General features: G+C 41.9%; 13 protein-coding genes. 6 read left to right on the top strand and 7 right to left on the bottom strand.

The annotated features are described in order from the left end of the window. Positions 1 to 76: 76 nt before the first annotated feature. The 4 genes from NK987_RS15765 (at position 77) to NK987_RS15750 (ending at position 5,320) form a co-directional block, all read left to right on the top strand. A complete protein-coding gene (locus tag NK987_RS15765; RefSeq protein WP_259264627.1) occupies positions 77 to 520 on the top strand; it encodes a nucleoside deaminase in 444 nt (147 codons plus the stop codon). Positions 521 to 625: 105 nt separating this feature from the next. After that, the gene (locus NK987_RS15760) at positions 626 to 1,231 is read left to right on the top strand and encodes a superoxide dismutase (RefSeq protein WP_258422182.1); all 606 of its coding nucleotides are present in this window, start codon (positions 626 to 628) and stop codon (positions 1,229 to 1,231) included. Positions 1,232 to 1,450: 219 nt separating this feature from the next. Next, complete coding sequence (locus NK987_RS15755) at positions 1,451 to 3,886, top strand: TonB-dependent receptor (protein ID WP_259264626.1); 2,436 nt, start codon at positions 1,451 to 1,453, stop codon at positions 3,884 to 3,886. Positions 3,887 to 4,003: 117 nt separating this feature from the next. Continuing rightward, the gene (locus NK987_RS15750; RefSeq protein WP_259264625.1) at positions 4,004 to 5,320 is read left to right on the top strand and encodes a serine hydrolase domain-containing protein; all 1,317 of its coding nucleotides are present in this window, start codon (positions 4,004 to 4,006) and stop codon (positions 5,318 to 5,320) included. A 58-nt stretch (positions 5,321 to 5,378) separates the two neighbouring features. On the opposite strand, the gene NK987_RS15745 is transcribed toward NK987_RS15750, so the two are convergent. From NK987_RS15745 to NK987_RS15735, 3 genes are all read right to left on the bottom strand, one after another. Continuing rightward, positions 5,379 to 7,073 carry a capsule assembly Wzi family protein gene (locus NK987_RS15745; RefSeq protein WP_258422185.1) on the bottom strand — a complete coding sequence of 565 codons (1,695 nt, stop codon included), beginning with the start codon at positions 7,071 to 7,073 and terminating at the stop codon, positions 5,379 to 5,381. Positions 7,074 to 7,089: 16 nt separating this feature from the next. After that, complete coding sequence (locus NK987_RS15740) at positions 7,090 to 7,767, bottom strand: hypothetical protein (RefSeq protein WP_259264624.1); 678 nt, start codon at positions 7,765 to 7,767, stop codon at positions 7,090 to 7,092. Between the two features lie 142 nt (positions 7,768 to 7,909). Further along, positions 7,910 to 8,710: an alpha/beta fold hydrolase gene (locus NK987_RS15735; RefSeq protein WP_259264623.1), complete on the bottom strand. Its 801-nt coding sequence runs from the start codon at positions 8,708 to 8,710 to the stop codon at positions 7,910 to 7,912. A gap of 245 nt (positions 8,711 to 8,955) precedes the next feature. Between NK987_RS15735 and NK987_RS15730 the strand changes: the two genes are divergently transcribed. Then, entirely contained in the window at positions 8,956 to 10,011 is a 1,056-nt protein-coding gene (locus NK987_RS15730) for an aminotransferase class I/II-fold pyridoxal phosphate-dependent enzyme (protein ID WP_259264622.1), read from the top strand. Positions 10,012 to 10,078: 67 nt separating this feature from the next. Beyond that, on the top strand, positions 10,079 to 11,317 hold the full coding sequence (locus NK987_RS15725) for a class A beta-lactamase-related serine hydrolase (RefSeq protein ID WP_259264621.1): 1,239 nt from the start codon (positions 10,079 to 10,081) through the stop codon (positions 11,315 to 11,317). A gap of 193 nt (positions 11,318 to 11,510) precedes the next feature. On the opposite strand, the gene NK987_RS15720 is transcribed toward NK987_RS15725, so the two are convergent. The 4 genes from NK987_RS15720 to NK987_RS15705 all read right to left on the bottom strand — a co-directional run bounded on the left by NK987_RS15720 (position 11,511) and on the right by NK987_RS15705 (position 14,952). Then, positions 11,511 to 12,254 (bottom strand): 1-(5-phosphoribosyl)-5-[(5-phosphoribosylamino)methylideneamino]imidazole-4-carboxamide isomerase, encoded by a 744-nt coding sequence (locus tag NK987_RS15720; protein WP_258422190.1) that lies wholly within the window; start codon positions 12,252 to 12,254, stop codon positions 11,511 to 11,513. 168 nt (positions 12,255 to 12,422) lie between these two features. Continuing rightward, positions 12,423 to 13,457, bottom strand: coding sequence for a WD40/YVTN/BNR-like repeat-containing protein (locus NK987_RS15715; protein ID WP_259264620.1), 1,035 nt, complete (start codon positions 13,455 to 13,457; stop codon positions 12,423 to 12,425). 103 nt (positions 13,458 to 13,560) lie between these two features. Next, complete coding sequence (locus NK987_RS15710; protein WP_259264619.1) at positions 13,561 to 14,001, bottom strand: DUF2214 family protein; 441 nt, start codon at positions 13,999 to 14,001, stop codon at positions 13,561 to 13,563. Between the two features lie 12 nt (positions 14,002 to 14,013). Continuing rightward, positions 14,014 to 14,952, bottom strand: a complete 939-nt coding sequence (locus NK987_RS15705) for a sugar phosphate isomerase/epimerase family protein (RefSeq protein WP_259264618.1) — start codon at positions 14,950 to 14,952, stop codon at positions 14,014 to 14,016. Positions 14,953 to 15,149 lie beyond the last annotated feature (197 nt).

Genomic DNA, 15,149 nt, shown 5'->3' with positions numbered 1-15,149 from the left:
ATAAATCATATCCTAAAGAATGGCGTAGGTTTTGAAAAAAATCTACGCCATTTTTATTTTTGAACAAAACTTAAAAATGGAATTATACACGGACGCATACTTTATGAATGAAGCAATGAAACTCGCCCAGATTGCTTTTGAGGATGGTGAGATTCCTGTCGGGGCTATCATTGTGTGCAGGAATAAAATTATTGCCAAAGCATATAACCAAACCGAAAAACTCACGGATGTGACTGCCCATGCAGAAATCCTGGCCATTACTTCTGCAGCAAATGCCTTAGGCGCAAAATACCTGACAGAATGCAAAATGTATGTAACCCTCGAGCCTTGTGCGATGTGTGCAGGAGCCTCATTTTGGGCTCAATTAGGTGAAATTCACTACGGAGCTTCTGATCCAAAAAGAGGATTTTCAAGGTTAACAGAAAACCTCCTCCATCCCAAAACAAAAGTTACAAGTGGTTTGATGGCCGAAGAATCCAAAGCGCTTTTGGATAAATTCTTCAAAAAATTAAGAAATTGATTGATTTTAGGGCTTTTTAGAACCTTTTTAAATTCAATTTGGTTGAACTTAGGTATGAGACAATAGAATTTCATTATTTATGTTTAACCATAAACCTTTATAAAAATGGCTTTTGAACTTCCAAAACTTCCTTATGATTTCAATGCGCTTGAGCCGCATATCGACACCAAAACCATGGAAATCCACCATGGCAAGCACCACAATGCTTATGTTACAAACCTTAACAATGCCATTGCAGGAACTGACCTGGAAAACAAGAGCATCGAAGAATTGATGAAAGTAGCGGGTAGCAACGCTGCTGTAAGAAACAACGGTGGCGGACATTACAACCACAGCTTATTTTGGACAATCATGAAACCAAACGGCGGTGGAAATCCAACAGGCGAAATCGGTGCTGCCATTGATGCAAAATTCGGTTCTTTTGAAAAATTCAAGGAGGAGTTTGCAAAAGCAGCGGCTACTCGTTTTGGATCGGGATGGGCTTGGCTTTGTGTAGATACCAAAAAGGAACTTTGTGTATGTTCATCTCCAAATCAGGACAACCCATTGATGGATGTTTCTGAGTGTCCGGGAACTCCAATCCTAGGTCTTGATGTATGGGAACATGCTTACTACCTGAATTACCAAAACAGAAGACCTGATTATGTGTCTGCTTTCTGGAATGTGATCAACTGGGAAGAAGTGGCAAAAAGATATGCAGCTGCGAAGTAATTGATACTTTAAACAACAATATAAAAGCCTTGGAACTAAGTCTCCAAGGCTTTTTTTGTACTCCTATCGAACGTTCTTTGTGTTCGGTAATGTACAGGCATTAAAATCCCATTTACATTTAATCAGTTGTTTTTCAGCTGTTTATAAATTTTTTATTTATTGGCATTCATTTTTCAATAGGGATGGTACAGCATTAGAAAACTAAACCAACCTATTACCATGAAAATTTCAACTCAGATTTTTACAGTCCTCTTTTTCTTCTTTTTAGGATTAAGCAACCTCGCGGCAAAAGATGTCGCTTTGATAACCGGACAGGTAAAAGACCAAAAAGGAGAGTCACTGCCATTTGTCAATGTTGCACTTGTAGAAGCTCAGACTGGAACCTTGATCACAGGAGCTGTGACAAGCGACTCAGGTGAATTTCTGATCGAAACTGCCAGATCCGGAAAAGTCCATCTTGTGGTATCTTCCATAGGTTTTGAAACATTCAAATCAGAAGAGTTTGAAATCAAGGTGGGATCCAACAAAGAATTCGGAGCAATCTCACTCAAGGAAGAAGCAGGAAACCTTGAAGAAGTAACAGTAAGGTCCACAAGACCGGATATCATCGTCGAAGCAGACAAAACCACCATCAATGTCGAAGGCACTGTCATGGCAGATGGAAATACAGCCTTGGATGTGATCGGAAGATCTCCAGGTGTGTATGTCGACGAAAATGATAACATCAACCTCAACGGACGTCCTGGAGTGACTGTCATGATCAATGACCGACAGACCTATATGTCGGCCAATGACCTTGCCAACTTTCTCCGATCCATGCCAGCGGACAACATCAAAAGCATAGAAATCATCAACAACCCTACCTCCAAATTTGATGCGGAAGGAACTGCCGGAGTGATCAATATCAGGTTGAAGAAAAATAACCTTGACGGCATGTTTGGAAATATTCAGACCGGAGGCATGTACAATGGCATTTACGGACCAAATGCAGGGATCGCACTGAATGTCAAAAAAGGCAAATGGACCAATACTGCCAACTTGAATTACAATGAATTCAATTTCTTGAACGATATCAGTATCAACAGAAACTTCCAGTTGGAAGAAGGTGTCTCAAACTTTGACCAAAGCAGCAAGATCACTACAATCAACAAAAGCTTGTTTTTTACCGGTGGGACAGATTATGAAATCAATGACAAACACAGCGTAGGGATTAATGTCCAGGCTTCTGATTACAATGGTGAAAATGACGGCAAGTCATTTACCGAAATCAACAATCCGGGAACTGATGACCTCTTCTTTCTAAGATCAAACAATGACGGCGAAAGCAATAACAAAAGAATTTTCGGAAACTTCCATTATGTAGGACTTTTGGATACACTCGGGACAAAATTCACTACTGACGTGGATTATACCAGAATGAAATCAAATTCCCAGTCATTGCTTTCAAACAATAGATGGATCAATGACAAAGAGCCAACAGCTGCCAGAGACTATATCTTGACGCTCAATGACATGGATTATACCATTTTCACTGCCAAAGTCGACTTTACCAAGCCACTTGGAAAAGGTAGGGTTTTGGAAACAGGGCTTAAAGGAAGCTGGGTAAAATCAGACAACAACCTAGACCTCAGCAAAGCAGTAGAAGAAGAACCTTTTGAGCAGGACCCAAATTCTAACAAGTTTATCTATGAAGAAAATGTCCTTGCCGCTTACGCTACTTACAAAAGCAAATTTTCTGATAAAGTAAGCTATCAAATGGGTTTGAGAACAGAATATTCGGACATCACCGGAAACTCCGTTACTCTTGATCAAGTAAACAAACAAAACTACATCAACCTGTTCCCAAGTTTCTTTGTGCAGCAGGAAGTCAGCAAAAACTATCAAATCATCTACAATGCCAATAGAAGGATCAATAGACCAAATTATCGCTTGCTGAACCCTTTCATTTTCTACATTGATCCATTGACTACAGAGCAGGGAAATCCTTACCTCAAGCCACAATATTCCAACAACCTAGAGATGAATCATGTCATCAAAGGTCAGTATCAGTTTACTTTGGGATATTCGTTGACCACCGATGTATTTCAACAAATATTCACCCAGGATGAGGAAACTAGAACCACTACAACATACACCGCCAATTTGGATAAATCCCAAAACTGGAATTTCAGGGCAATGATCCCTCTTGAAATAAGAAAATGGTGGAATACCAGCAACATGGTCCAAGTCAACAATGCCCGTTGGAAATCCATGATCGGTGACGCTTTGTTGGATGTGTCTCAGACTTCACTGACTCTCAGAACCCAACACACCTTCAACCTGCCTGCGGGATTCAGGGGTGAATTGATGGCGATGTACATTGGCCCCTCCCAATATGGTCAAGCTGCCATCAAGGGATTTGGTTGGGTTGATGCCGGAATCTCAAAAAACCTGATGAAAGACAAGCTGAGCATCACGGTAAATGGAACTGACCTTTTCAGAAGTCAAATCATCAACGCAGCAGTGGTATTTGACAATATAGACACAAGCTTCCAGCAATACAGAAGCAATCAGGGTGTAAGGTTCACCTTGAGGTACAAGTTTGCCAAAGGAGAAAATTTCAAAATCTCCAACAGAAGCGGAAGTACGGAAGAAAGAAACAGGTTGGATAATTAAACAATCCCAAACCCTATACCGAATTGGTATGGGGTTTTTGGGGTTAATTGGATTTCATCAAGTAAATTAAGGTCATAATAGAACCAATCATATCAAAAGATACATCAATATATCATCATGGCAAAGTTATTTTCAACCATCATTGCGCTCCTTTTATTTCAAGGCCTGCTTGCGCAAAACTTCGATAAAGCTAAACTCGACCAATATTTTGAGACTTTGGCTGAAAATCAGAAATTAATGGGCTCTGTCACCCTCTCCCATGAGGGGAAGGTTATCTACCAAAATGCTTTTGGCTATGCCGATATCCAAGCCAATATTCCTGCCTCTTCTGCCACGAAATACCGGGTGGGATCGATCACAAAAATGTTTACTTCTGCCCTTATTCTGAAGGCGGTGGAAGAAGGAAAAATCAGCCTTGACCAAAAAATAGATAAATTTTTCCCTGAAATCAAGAATGCCTCTGACATTAGCATCAGCCAATTGATGAACCACAGAAGTGGAATCCACAGCTTCACCTCCAATCCTGATTATCTCCAGTGGAATACCCAAAATAAGTCGAGAAAAGGACTTTATGACATCATCAGGGAAGGCGGCAGCGATTTTGAACCAGACTCCAAGGCGGATTACAGCAATTCCAATTATGTCCTGCTCACATGGATCCTCGAAGATGTTTACATGCAGTCCTATCCAATCTTACTGAAAAAACACATCACCGATCCATTGAAATTAGCCAATACCTATGTGGGACAGAAAACAACCACTGCCTCCAAGGAATCCTATTCTTACAAATTTGTAGGGAAGTGGGAAAAAGAAACAGAAACGGACATGTCCATTCCTTTGGGAGCGGGAGCAATTGTCTCCACTACCGAGGACCTAACCAAATTTATCGAAGGACTTTTTGCCGGGAAAATCATATCCCCTGCCAGTCTTGCATTAATGAAGGAGATGAGGGATAATTATGGTAGAGGCATGTTTGCCATTCCCTTTTATGACAAAGTATCTTATGGCCACACAGGAGGTATAGACGAATTCAAGTCCATGTTGGGATATTTTCAGGACGAAAAACTTGCTTTCGCCATGGCAGTCAACGGATCCAACATAGACCCAAACCAAGCTGCCATTGCGGTATTGAGTGCGTATTTTGGAAAAGAATATACTATTCCCACCTTTTCGGCAAATCCCCTCAAGACTGAAGATCTGGATGTGTATCTCGGTGTGTATGGAAGTACATCTTTCCCATTGGAAGTGACTATCACCAAAGAAAATACCACATTGATCGGTCAGGCTACCGGACAACCCAAATTTTCCCTAGAATACAAAGAGGAACATGTTTTCATATTTACCCCGGCAGGATTGACATTGGAATTCAATCCCGAAACCAAGGAAATGACCCTGAAGCAGGGAGCAGGAAATTTCGTCCTTAGCAAAAAATAAAGAATCTAAAAGTGAAACGGTTTGCAACTTGAAAGGAGGCTTTAATAAAAGCCTCTTTTTACTTTAAGATATAAGTAAGTCCAATATTGAGGACGAGATTTCCCCTGTCGAGACCCGGCACAAAGTATATATCAGGCTGGTTTTCCAAATACCATTTATAATTCCAGGTATTGACATATTGAAAATTTCCTTGCGCCAAGAGATTACCAAATCTCCACTCTGTGACAAGGGAAGGCACCAAGTCCACATATTTGGTGCGCCAATCCTTGGAAGCCTCAAACCTGAAATTGTAAAAGTCATTGTTATAGACTATCCTTTCCATATGAAAGGCGATTTTGCTGAAATCCCTTACCCATCCCAATTCTACCCAATTGACATTGGCAGCAGGCCCATATCCAATCCCCAACACCTGTCCCTGATGGGTATAACCATGCCTGACATGGTTATGAATGTACCAAGTGTCCAGATTTCGGATGCTTTCCCTGATCGTCTGACCTGACTGGGTCATTTCCGAACTGATCTGGATAAACTGCCTGTCTCTTTTCAATGGGATCAAAGTTGAGAATCCAAGTGTAAACGCCCTGTTTCTCTCTGGAGTAATGAGAAAATCGGCAGTCCTTATACTGTTGCCGTTGGTTCCGTATTCTCCGTAAAACTCAAAATGACCTTCTGAACTCAACCATCTAAAAAACCCTGAACTGAACTGCTGTCTGCGGTCTCTTGTAGGATTGTGGACTGCATAGAATCCTTTTTCTCCATTGAACACAGGAAGATAATCAGCAAAAGTCTCCATGTCTGCCCTGTACATATGGTTTACAGAACCATAACCCAGTGACAAACCTGGCAACCACTTAGGCTGATAGGTAAAAATCAAGCCGGAGATATACCTGTCACCATTTTCCCTTTTTGGAACCAAAACAGGATTTTGTTGGAAAACATAATCTGAATGAGGAGAGGGGTAATTGGTGCTTTTTAGAAAACCTGAAATTAACTGCCCTTCAAAATGTCCGATTTTGGTTTTTATCGGCTTCTGGGTGTTGAGGGTAAAGTGTAAAAAGCCGGGAGCATTGTTGCTCATTAGCAATGAACTCCTTTTGCCGGGTCCCCACCACAGGTTTTCAGTCGAAATACCGAGGGACATTCCTTTGTGGTTGAACCTGAGACTGGATTGTCCGAGGTTAAGGCTATTGAGGGGTTCGGTCCCAAACCGCTCCGGCATGTCAATCCTATTCATATATTCAAAGTAATAAAGAATAGTAGACTGGTGCTCTATAGGAAATCCTAGGTAATCTTTGTTTTGGGCTAGGAAAAATTCCGGCTGAAGCTGAAGGCTGAATTTTCCATATTCAAGATACGCCCCGATGCTGAAAATATTCTGCATGCCCCGATTAGGAATCATGGCACCATCATTCAGGCCAAATGCATAATTCGAAGCATATTGAAACCTGTTGGTGACAGGCATTATGAAGAATTTCAGCTTTTTTTCCTCATCCAAAAATCCATAGTATGGAGAGGTATCTATATCAATAAAAGTACTGTCAAGGTCAAAACCCACTTCCCGGTCAAAAGCATGGACAGGAAGGATTGGCCTGATCATAAAACTGCTCAGGTCATTTAATTTACCCTCAAGCTGCATCCTGCGCATGTAGTCCTCCAGGACAGGCGTGCCAACCGCCACTGATTGGGACAAAGAAACCTCCACAAAAAGGAGCAACTGAAGAATAACCAAACCTAACCTGAGAGATGTTTTCATCGCTGTTTTCATATGATCACATCACAAATAAGGTTGACACTTCTATTTTGCCCAAAGACCAGCTTTCGTCACACTTGGGATTTGGGCTATTTGTCTGCAGCAGCTGATCCCCCAAAGTAACCTTTACTTTTTGATCGGTATGCTTGACCAATTTTGAAATCCTATAAACAGTGGTGTTGTTGGGCTGATTGGCGAGATGACAAAGTCCAGGAATATTGGTTCGGATTGCTCCTTCTTTTGGAAAATTCTGTCTGAAATAATCGGCCGGGTAAGATTGTCTTGGGCAAAAAGTCGATTCACAGGGTGTATTAGAAAAAGTCGTACGCATCACTTCTTCTCCTTCTACTTTCATGTACCAAAAATCAGGGCCGCCAATGGCATTATCCGGATTGCCGTCCCATGAATCATGGATCCAAATCTCTACAGTCACTTTGACAATGTTATGCTTCGGCAATTGCTGCAGTGTCAGGGAAACTTCCTCATTGTTGTAATTTCCTAAAAGGGTATCCCTTTGGAAAACCAAAAGTCTTCCATTTTCAAAATTGGTCAAATCAGATTTTGAAAAATCATTGGAATAAACCTCCTCGACACCCTCACAGTCACAAACCATATCCTGTTGACAGGAACCGAGCCCAAGAGATATAATCAAAAGCGTGAAAAAAAAGGGAAAAGGCAGGTTAATCTTGGGAAGCATACAATTGAAGAGTATTTTTTGCAAAACCACTGAATAGTGGAACCGACAGGTGACAATCGGATTACAAATAAATGAATTTTTGATGGAATAAGAACCTTTTGAAAGGGTAAAATCAGGGAATTATAAATGATTGAAAAAGTAATTAAAACTCAACCAAAAGCTGAGCCAACTCATCTGGCATAGAAAAAAAAGGAGAATGCCCAGATTTCAATTTTACTGTTTTCTCACATTTGACTCTAGTAGGCAACAATGATTTGTCCAAATCCTTACTTTCTGTACACAGAATAAAATATTTTGGAATGTTACCAAAAACTTCTTCAGTCACCTTTACAGGAGTTCCCAATGGAGCAAATGATTGGCGACTTAAATGTTTATGGGCATAATCTTTATCTGATTGGGTGCAGTCATGATAAAACAGAATATCTGCTATTTCCGGTTTGAAAGTGGAGGTCTTTCCATTTTTACTTACAATCAAGCCATTTCCTATTGTCATCCTTGAACTGTCCTTTGGTAAGCTAGCTTCAATTAACCCGGCCAAGGAACTTACTGATTCCCCGTTTTGGGGCAAGAACGCATCGATATAGATAAGTTTGGCTACTTTGACTTTTCCAAGGATTTCTGCCGCTTGCGATATGACAGTTCCTCCCATTGAATGGCCGACCAAAATCACTTCACCTTCTATACTATTGGCAGTTTTTGTAACCTTTTCTACGTAATCTGAAAAAATTACCGAATCAGCATCAGTGGTGTCATTACCATGGCTTGGGAGGTCTATCGCCATCACTTTGTAACCCTTACCTTCCATCAAAGGGATTATCTTGTACCAACACCAAGCCCCATGCCAGGCTCCGTGGACCAAAATATAGGTTTTGTCTTTGGATTGACCTTGAACAGAAGTAATACCCAAGAACAACATGAGGATAAAAAAAACCGGTTTTTTCATTTTTTTCCTAAGTCAAAAGATTGAGGTAACTTCTATTCTAAATACAGGAATTAATCAGCAATTCGCAAAGTTAGAGTTTCAAAATTTTTATTTTTAAACTAAAATTTGGACAAAAAATTAAACTTACTTATTAGAAATTGATAAGGATAAACAGGCCTAATTGGAAATTGTCCTAGATTAGTGACTCAGAAAAAATATCCTCCGCATCTCCGCATCGTTGAATGCCAACTCAATTTGACCAAACAATGAATCGTCTTGACCTCCACTCCAAAATCGGAAGAACCGTCGTCCAAGATGGCAGGGAGTTTTTGTTTTTTAGCGGTACGGCCTATCTGGGTATGGGAGGAGTGGAAGCATTCGAAAAACTGGTCATCGAAGGAATCTCCAAATACGGCATCAGCCACGGCCTCAGCCGGGTCAACAATGTCCGTTTAGCTGTTTATGAGCAGTTTGAGGTGTTTTTTGCAGAAAAGGCAAAGGCTGAAAAATCCCTGGTTTGGAGCAGCGGTTTTTTGGCCGGAACTGCCGCCATCTCTTATTTAAAGAAAGATGCCCACCAGATTTTTATCGCTCCTGATACGCATCCCGCGGTTTTGGCAGAGGGGCTTCATCCTTTCCCCAACCCAAGTTTTGACTATTGGATCGGCTATTGCAAAGAAACCTGTGAGCGGCTTCCTACCTCCAATATTCTTATTCTGGCCAATGCCGTTGATCCGCTGAAGCCTGCTGTCCATGATTTTGATTGGATCAGGGAATTGCCATCACGGCACCATTATACTTTACTCATCGACGACAGCCATGCCTTTGGGATTTTGGGTGAGGATATTTTTGGAACGTATAGCCAATGGAAAAACCTGCCTGTGAATTTGGTCATTTCTGGTTCCTTGGGAAAAGGACTTTCCCTACCAGCCGGAATCATTTTGGCAGATGAAAAAACCGTTTCAGGAATCTCCCAAATGTCTATTTTCCGTACTTCCTCGCCGCCGACGCCGGGATTTTTGCAGGCATTTCTCCAGGGACAGCATCTTTTTGAAGCGCAGCGCACAAAATCCAAATCCAACCTCAGCCTGTTCAAAAGTTTATTGGGAAAGCATTCCGAATTCCTTCAATCCGGTGACTTCCCTGTTTTTTCGTTTCCCGATAAAAGTTGGGCCGCTGCGCTCGAAGCAGCAGGAATCATCGTTTCCTCTTTTCCCTATCCAAAGCCCACCGATCCCTTTGCAAACAGGATTGTGGTTTCGGGCTGTCACGAAGAGTCGGATATCCTGATCCTCTACAAGGCCATTACAAGCCTTATCTGAAGATTTTTGAACCTGTTGTTTGGGTAAAAAAATGAATATGGTTTACTTGAAGTCAAATTTGATGCGCATGTTACAAAAACCTGTTTTCCTTTTCCTGATTGGAATTCTGCTGATTTCCTGTTCCCAAAAAGAGCCTGTCCCATTTGCGGATATTCCGGAAAGCTATCCTGTTCTCAGGGAGGTTTTGGAACATCCTGAGTCGTACAAAGCACAGATTCTGTACACGCAGATCGACCGGGATTCTTTGGGAAATCCTGATTTCAGGGATTTCAATGTGGGTCTCGATGATCAGGTTTATTTTTATCCCGCCAGCACGGTCAAGCTTCCGGTTGCGATTTTGGCTTTGGAATGGTTGGCCGGGCAAAACATAGCCGGACTTACTGCAAATACCATCATGCTTACCGATTCGGTCAGGCCTTCTCAGCTTCCCGCTTTGGTTGACAGTTCGGCAAAAAATAACCTGCCGAGCATCGCCCAATACATCAAAAAAATCCTCCTTGTCAGCGACAATGATGCGTATAACAGGTTGTACGAACTCTTGGGACAAGATTATATCAATACAAAGCTTAAGGAAAAGGGGCTGAACAATACAATGATCAACCACCGGCTTAGCATGCCGATGAGCGAGGCCGAAAACAGACATTTCAATCCAATTCGTTTTGTGGACAGTGTGGGAAATATTTTGATGGAAATCCCTGCAAGAGAAACCTCAGAAATTTACGCCAACATGGACCATCCAAACATAGGAAAGGCTTACTACAGCAATGGCGAACTGGTAAATACGCCGATGGATTTTACGTTCAAGAATAAGTTTGCGCTTTCGGACCTTCACGGCGTCGTCCAAAGGATCATTTTCCCCGAAAATTTTTCTCCTGGGCAAAGATTCCAAATCACAGAGGCAGACAGGGAATTTGTCCTGAAATACATGTCCATGTTGCCATTGGAAAGTGATTACCCTAAATATGAATTACCAGAATTTTACGACAGCTATTCCAAGTTTTTCAAATTCGGAACGGATAAAAACCCCATTCCGGATCGCTTCAGGATTTTCAACAAGACAGGGAATGCTTATGGTCACTTATTGGACGGTACTTATTTTGTGGATTATGAGACGGGAACAGAGTTTTTTGTATCTGCGGTGATTTATACCAATGCCGACGAAACCCTTAATGACGATGTCTATGAGTACGATTCCATTGGCTTTCCGTTTTTTGCGGAATTGGGGGAATATTTATACCAACTGGAATTGAAAAGAAAAAAGGAAAGGAAACCCGATCTTTCAGAATTCCGGTTTACTTATAAATAAATCTTCTCCCGCAGATATCGCTGACCTTCGCAGAAGGAAGGTTCAAAACATTTGATTTTTCACACATGGCTTGTCTTCACTGCCATAAAAAACATTTTTTAATCAGAAAGTCTTGAGGACACTGACTTTGGTACTTCAACATTAAAAAAGCCAACTTAAAGTTGGCTAGGGCAATGCAAACATTTGGTTCGTCTTATGTATTCTCGGACATGAACTTGTCTAGGTCTTTGAGGGTAATCAGGCCTTCGTAATATGCCCTCCCAAAAACTGCAGCAGTCACTCCCATGTCTTTGAGCTTCTTGAAGTCATCAATATTTCGGACACCCCCACTGGCTGCAAGATGGACTTTTGGAAATTTCTCTAATATTCTTTTATACAATTCAAAATTAGGCCCTTCCATCACCCCATCTCTGGTGACATCTGAAACCTTCAGGTATTTTAAGCCCCTATCGTAGAAATTTTCTATATGGTCAAAAAGGTCAATCTCAGTTTTCTTCAACCATCCCCTTGTTTTGATTTTCATATGTTCAGGATTGGTATCGGCTGCCAAAATGATTTTTTCACGACCATATGTTACCAACCACTGCGCAAACCTTTCCGGGTAAGATGCGGCCACGGATGCCGCCGTGATGGTTTTTGCGCCATATTCAAAGCACTTCAACAAATCCCCATCTGTTGAAATCCCTCCTGTAAAATCTACAATCAGGTTGGTATAGCCTGCTATGGCCTCAAGTATATGGTAATTTTTAGGTTCTCCCCTGCGTGCACCATCCAAGTCCACCAAGTGCAGCCACTTGATGCCATGGTCTTCAAAAGCTTGGGCAATCTCCAATGGGTTATTGGAAATTACTTCCTCCGTGGCAAAATCCCCTCTTTTGAGGCGGACGCATTTGCCATTGATGATCCAAATTGAGGGGATGATGTCAAAATCAGTCATAGCTCCAATAGGTTTGAATTGGGAAATTGTTGAAAACCCTGCCAGGCAAAGCTCAAAACTTAATACCTTATCAGGATTTTAAAGATAATACAAGAAAGCAGAATTTGACAATAGCCTCAAAAACTTTACCTATTTTTAAACCTTGGAAAAGAATGGCAGACAAGTCTATCAGTAGACTAGCCTTGCGATTTTACCTTTGGCCCCTGAAGCCCAAATGGAAGTAGTAGTATGGTCAATTTTGACAGCATGAAATCCCTCTTCTGAAAATCTCTCCCAATCATCTCCCCTGTTGGTGGAAAAATCCGATCCATTTGGACCGACTGTAATCAGCCATCCAAATCTGGCATAAAATTCAACTCCTGATCTATAGCCACTTGGAAGTTTTCCGGAGATCAGATTCCATGTTTTTCCTTTGTCCAAAGAGACCATGCAATTGTTATAGCTCGAATCCGCTTGGGTGTAATCTCCACCCACAGCTACAATACCATCTGTGTCAATCCTGACCATGGAGAAAATCCCCTGGGAATCCTCCTCCTGTAAAATAGGCGTGCTGTACTTGTCCCAATGAAATCCATTGTCAGCAGAATGGTAGATTTTACTGTCCTTACCCGCACTTGCAAACCAGATATTGTCTTCGTCTGCCAAAATCCCCGAACCACTTGCCGCAAAGGATCCGCCTCCTACAGGTCCGGGTGGAGAAAGTTCCATCCATTGCCAAGTTTCCCCAAGATCTTTGGTTTCCAAAACCATCCACTTTTCATTTACGACATCCCCAATGGCATATCCTGTATTTTTATAAAATGCCATGCCGTCAAGAAATGCTTCTTCGGGTCCCTGATACTTCTTTACCCAGGTTTTGCCCCCATCGACAGTTTTGTAAATCACGGCAGGTTGACCGGAGGCCATGGCTACGGCAGTATTGGCATCAATACCCTCAATGTCCCTAAAATCTGCCGAGTCCAACCCGTCAATAATTCCGGATTCCCATGTTTCACCGCCGTCAAGGGTTCTCAGCCATGTTCCTCCCGAACCGCTTGCCCAAACAATCTGCTCTGTAATCGGAGACAGACCACGCAAAGAAGCTGTTGATTGGGTTTCCATTATTTTCCAACCCAAGGGTTTTTCAGGAATGACGATTCGCTTAGCTTTGCCACAGCTTACAAGCAGCAGGAACAGCAAAAAAAAGGAGATGTGTATTTTCATAGTCGTGGTTATATTTTTAGTAATATCTCGCAAAAAATGTTTGTAAATAGGTTTTTTGTCGGATCAGAGGTACAACAGAATTTTCCTCTATTTGATTTCATTCCTACAAACTGATGCCTTTGGCCATTAGACCTGCCAAAATCGGAATGATGAATAAAAGCAGCAGTTCAAACCTGACCATCCAGAATATTGATTTGGGAATGTGGATCAATTCCTCAGGATCTCCTTTTCTGTTTTTGATAAAAAAAATTGTAGGATAGGCGGAAAGCAATCCAATGAGGACGAAAAAGCCTAGTTTGGTATGGAAAATGGGATTGTTGCTGTAAAATTCAGTAGGCTTGCCATATCCTCCCAGCCATAGCATCATTCCCGCAGCCAAAAGTACCAATACCGCTAGACCATAAATTCCGTCAATTTTAGAAAGACGGTCGATTTCTGATCGCGTCAGGGATTTTTTGAGCAATAAATGCTCTGAAACCAGTGTGCCCACAATGGTGAAAATACTGATAAAGTGTATGTAGCGGAGGAGGATTTCTGTGGACATATGAAATGGGTATCAGGATAAGGCTTTTCTTAAATCTCCCAACAATTCAGGTACTTTGGTCATGGCATCATATGGGACATTTGGGTCAGGGTCGGGTAGCGTCTCGATGGGAACATATCCCCGGTAATTGGAATCCCTGATGATGGCCACGAGCTTGTTCATGTCGATCTTTCCTCCCTTTCGGTCACTTAGTAATTCCTTCACCTGCCAATTGACCGCATATGGAATTACCCGTGCGATATCGGCATAAGGGTCAGGAGTCAGAAAAAACCCGGTGTCTACGATTGTCCCGAGCCAATCCGAATCCACCATATCCAGGATTTTGATGACTTCATCAGCGCTTTTGAGCATGTCTCCATGGTTTTGGACACCGATCATCACACCAAACTGCTTCCCGTATTCGGCACATTCGGCCAAAGCCTCTGCCACCCAAACAGACGTTTCATCCCAGGTATGTTCCTTGGGCTGCACACCGGCAAAAACCCGTAACACCGGCGCTCCCATCTCTGCAGCAACCTCAATCCAAACTTTGGCCAAGGCGACATCAGCACTTCTTTTGACTTTATCCGCAGTTGCAAAATCATTGCGGATGCCTGTTCCGCTGATTCCAAGACCGAGTTGGAAAGCACGTTGCTTGAATTCATTGATAAATTTTCTTTCAGGTCTGTTGGGATATCCGGGAAAAAAATATCCTGTGGGATCTACCGCATCAAATTCCAATCGGGTACATTCTTCCAGCATATCAAACAGACTCATCCCACCGGCTTCGCCTTTTTGGTATTTGTAGAGCTGCACATAGTAGGACCATGCATTCAGTCCTACTTTGATTTTGGAGGAAGGAGATTTATCGAAACTCTGGCTTTGGGCACCAAAAACATCCTGAATCGGCAAAACTCCCAAACCCAAACCAATGGGAAGAGCAGATTTGAGAAAATTGCGGCGGTGGGTCATAATTCAATGGTTTGGAAAGTAAATCAAGGTACTTATAAATATCCTAAAATTCCATGAACCAGATAGACCTTGAAAAGATATTAATGATATTGGTTCTATCTACCACATAGTAATTTGGCTTTGAAGGAACTTTTCAAAATTTGAATTGTCATAAAATTTTTCAGCGCATATCTGCGCAATCTGCGGGAGTCAATTAT

Source organism: Aquiflexum gelatinilyticum (genome assembly GCF_024813435.1).
Taxonomy (GTDB): domain Bacteria; phylum Bacteroidota; class Bacteroidia; order Cytophagales; family Cyclobacteriaceae; genus Cognataquiflexum; species Cognataquiflexum gelatinilyticum.
The sequence above is the reverse complement of the archived record's forward strand: the minus strand, read 5'-3'. Positions and strand labels throughout refer to the sequence as shown.

Excerpts from the sequence above, each read along its gene's own strand:
- NK987_RS15765 (WP_259264627.1), top strand. The coding sequence starts at position 77 with ATGGAATTATACACGGACGCATACTTTATGAATGAAGCAATGAAACTC.
- NK987_RS15760 (WP_258422182.1), top strand. The coding sequence starts at position 626 with ATGGCTTTTGAACTTCCAAAACTTCCTTATGATTTCAATGCGCTTGAG.
- NK987_RS15755 (WP_259264626.1), top strand. The coding sequence starts at position 1,451 with ATGAAAATTTCAACTCAGATTTTTACAGTCCTCTTTTTCTTCTTTTTA.
- NK987_RS15750 (WP_259264625.1), top strand. The coding sequence starts at position 4,004 with ATGGCAAAGTTATTTTCAACCATCATTGCGCTCCTTTTATTTCAAGGC.
- NK987_RS15745 (WP_258422185.1), bottom strand. The coding sequence starts at position 7,073 with ATGAAAACATCTCTCAGGTTAGGTTTGGTTATTCTTCAGTTGCTCCTT.
- NK987_RS15740 (WP_259264624.1), bottom strand. The coding sequence starts at position 7,767 with ATGCTTCCCAAGATTAACCTGCCTTTTCCCTTTTTTTTCACGCTTTTG.
- NK987_RS15735 (WP_259264623.1), bottom strand. The coding sequence starts at position 8,710 with ATGAAAAAACCGGTTTTTTTTATCCTCATGTTGTTCTTGGGTATTACT.
- NK987_RS15730 (WP_259264622.1), top strand. The coding sequence starts at position 8,956 with ATGAATCGTCTTGACCTCCACTCCAAAATCGGAAGAACCGTCGTCCAA.
- NK987_RS15725 (WP_259264621.1), top strand. The coding sequence starts at position 10,079 with ATGTTACAAAAACCTGTTTTCCTTTTCCTGATTGGAATTCTGCTGATT.
- NK987_RS15720 (WP_258422190.1), bottom strand. The coding sequence starts at position 12,254 with ATGACTGATTTTGACATCATCCCCTCAATTTGGATCATCAATGGCAAA.
- NK987_RS15715 (WP_259264620.1), bottom strand. The coding sequence starts at position 13,457 with ATGAAAATACACATCTCCTTTTTTTTGCTGTTCCTGCTGCTTGTAAGC.
- NK987_RS15710 (WP_259264619.1), bottom strand. The coding sequence starts at position 14,001 with ATGTCCACAGAAATCCTCCTCCGCTACATACACTTTATCAGTATTTTC.
- NK987_RS15705 (WP_259264618.1), bottom strand. The coding sequence starts at position 14,952 with ATGACCCACCGCCGCAATTTTCTCAAATCTGCTCTTCCCATTGGTTTG.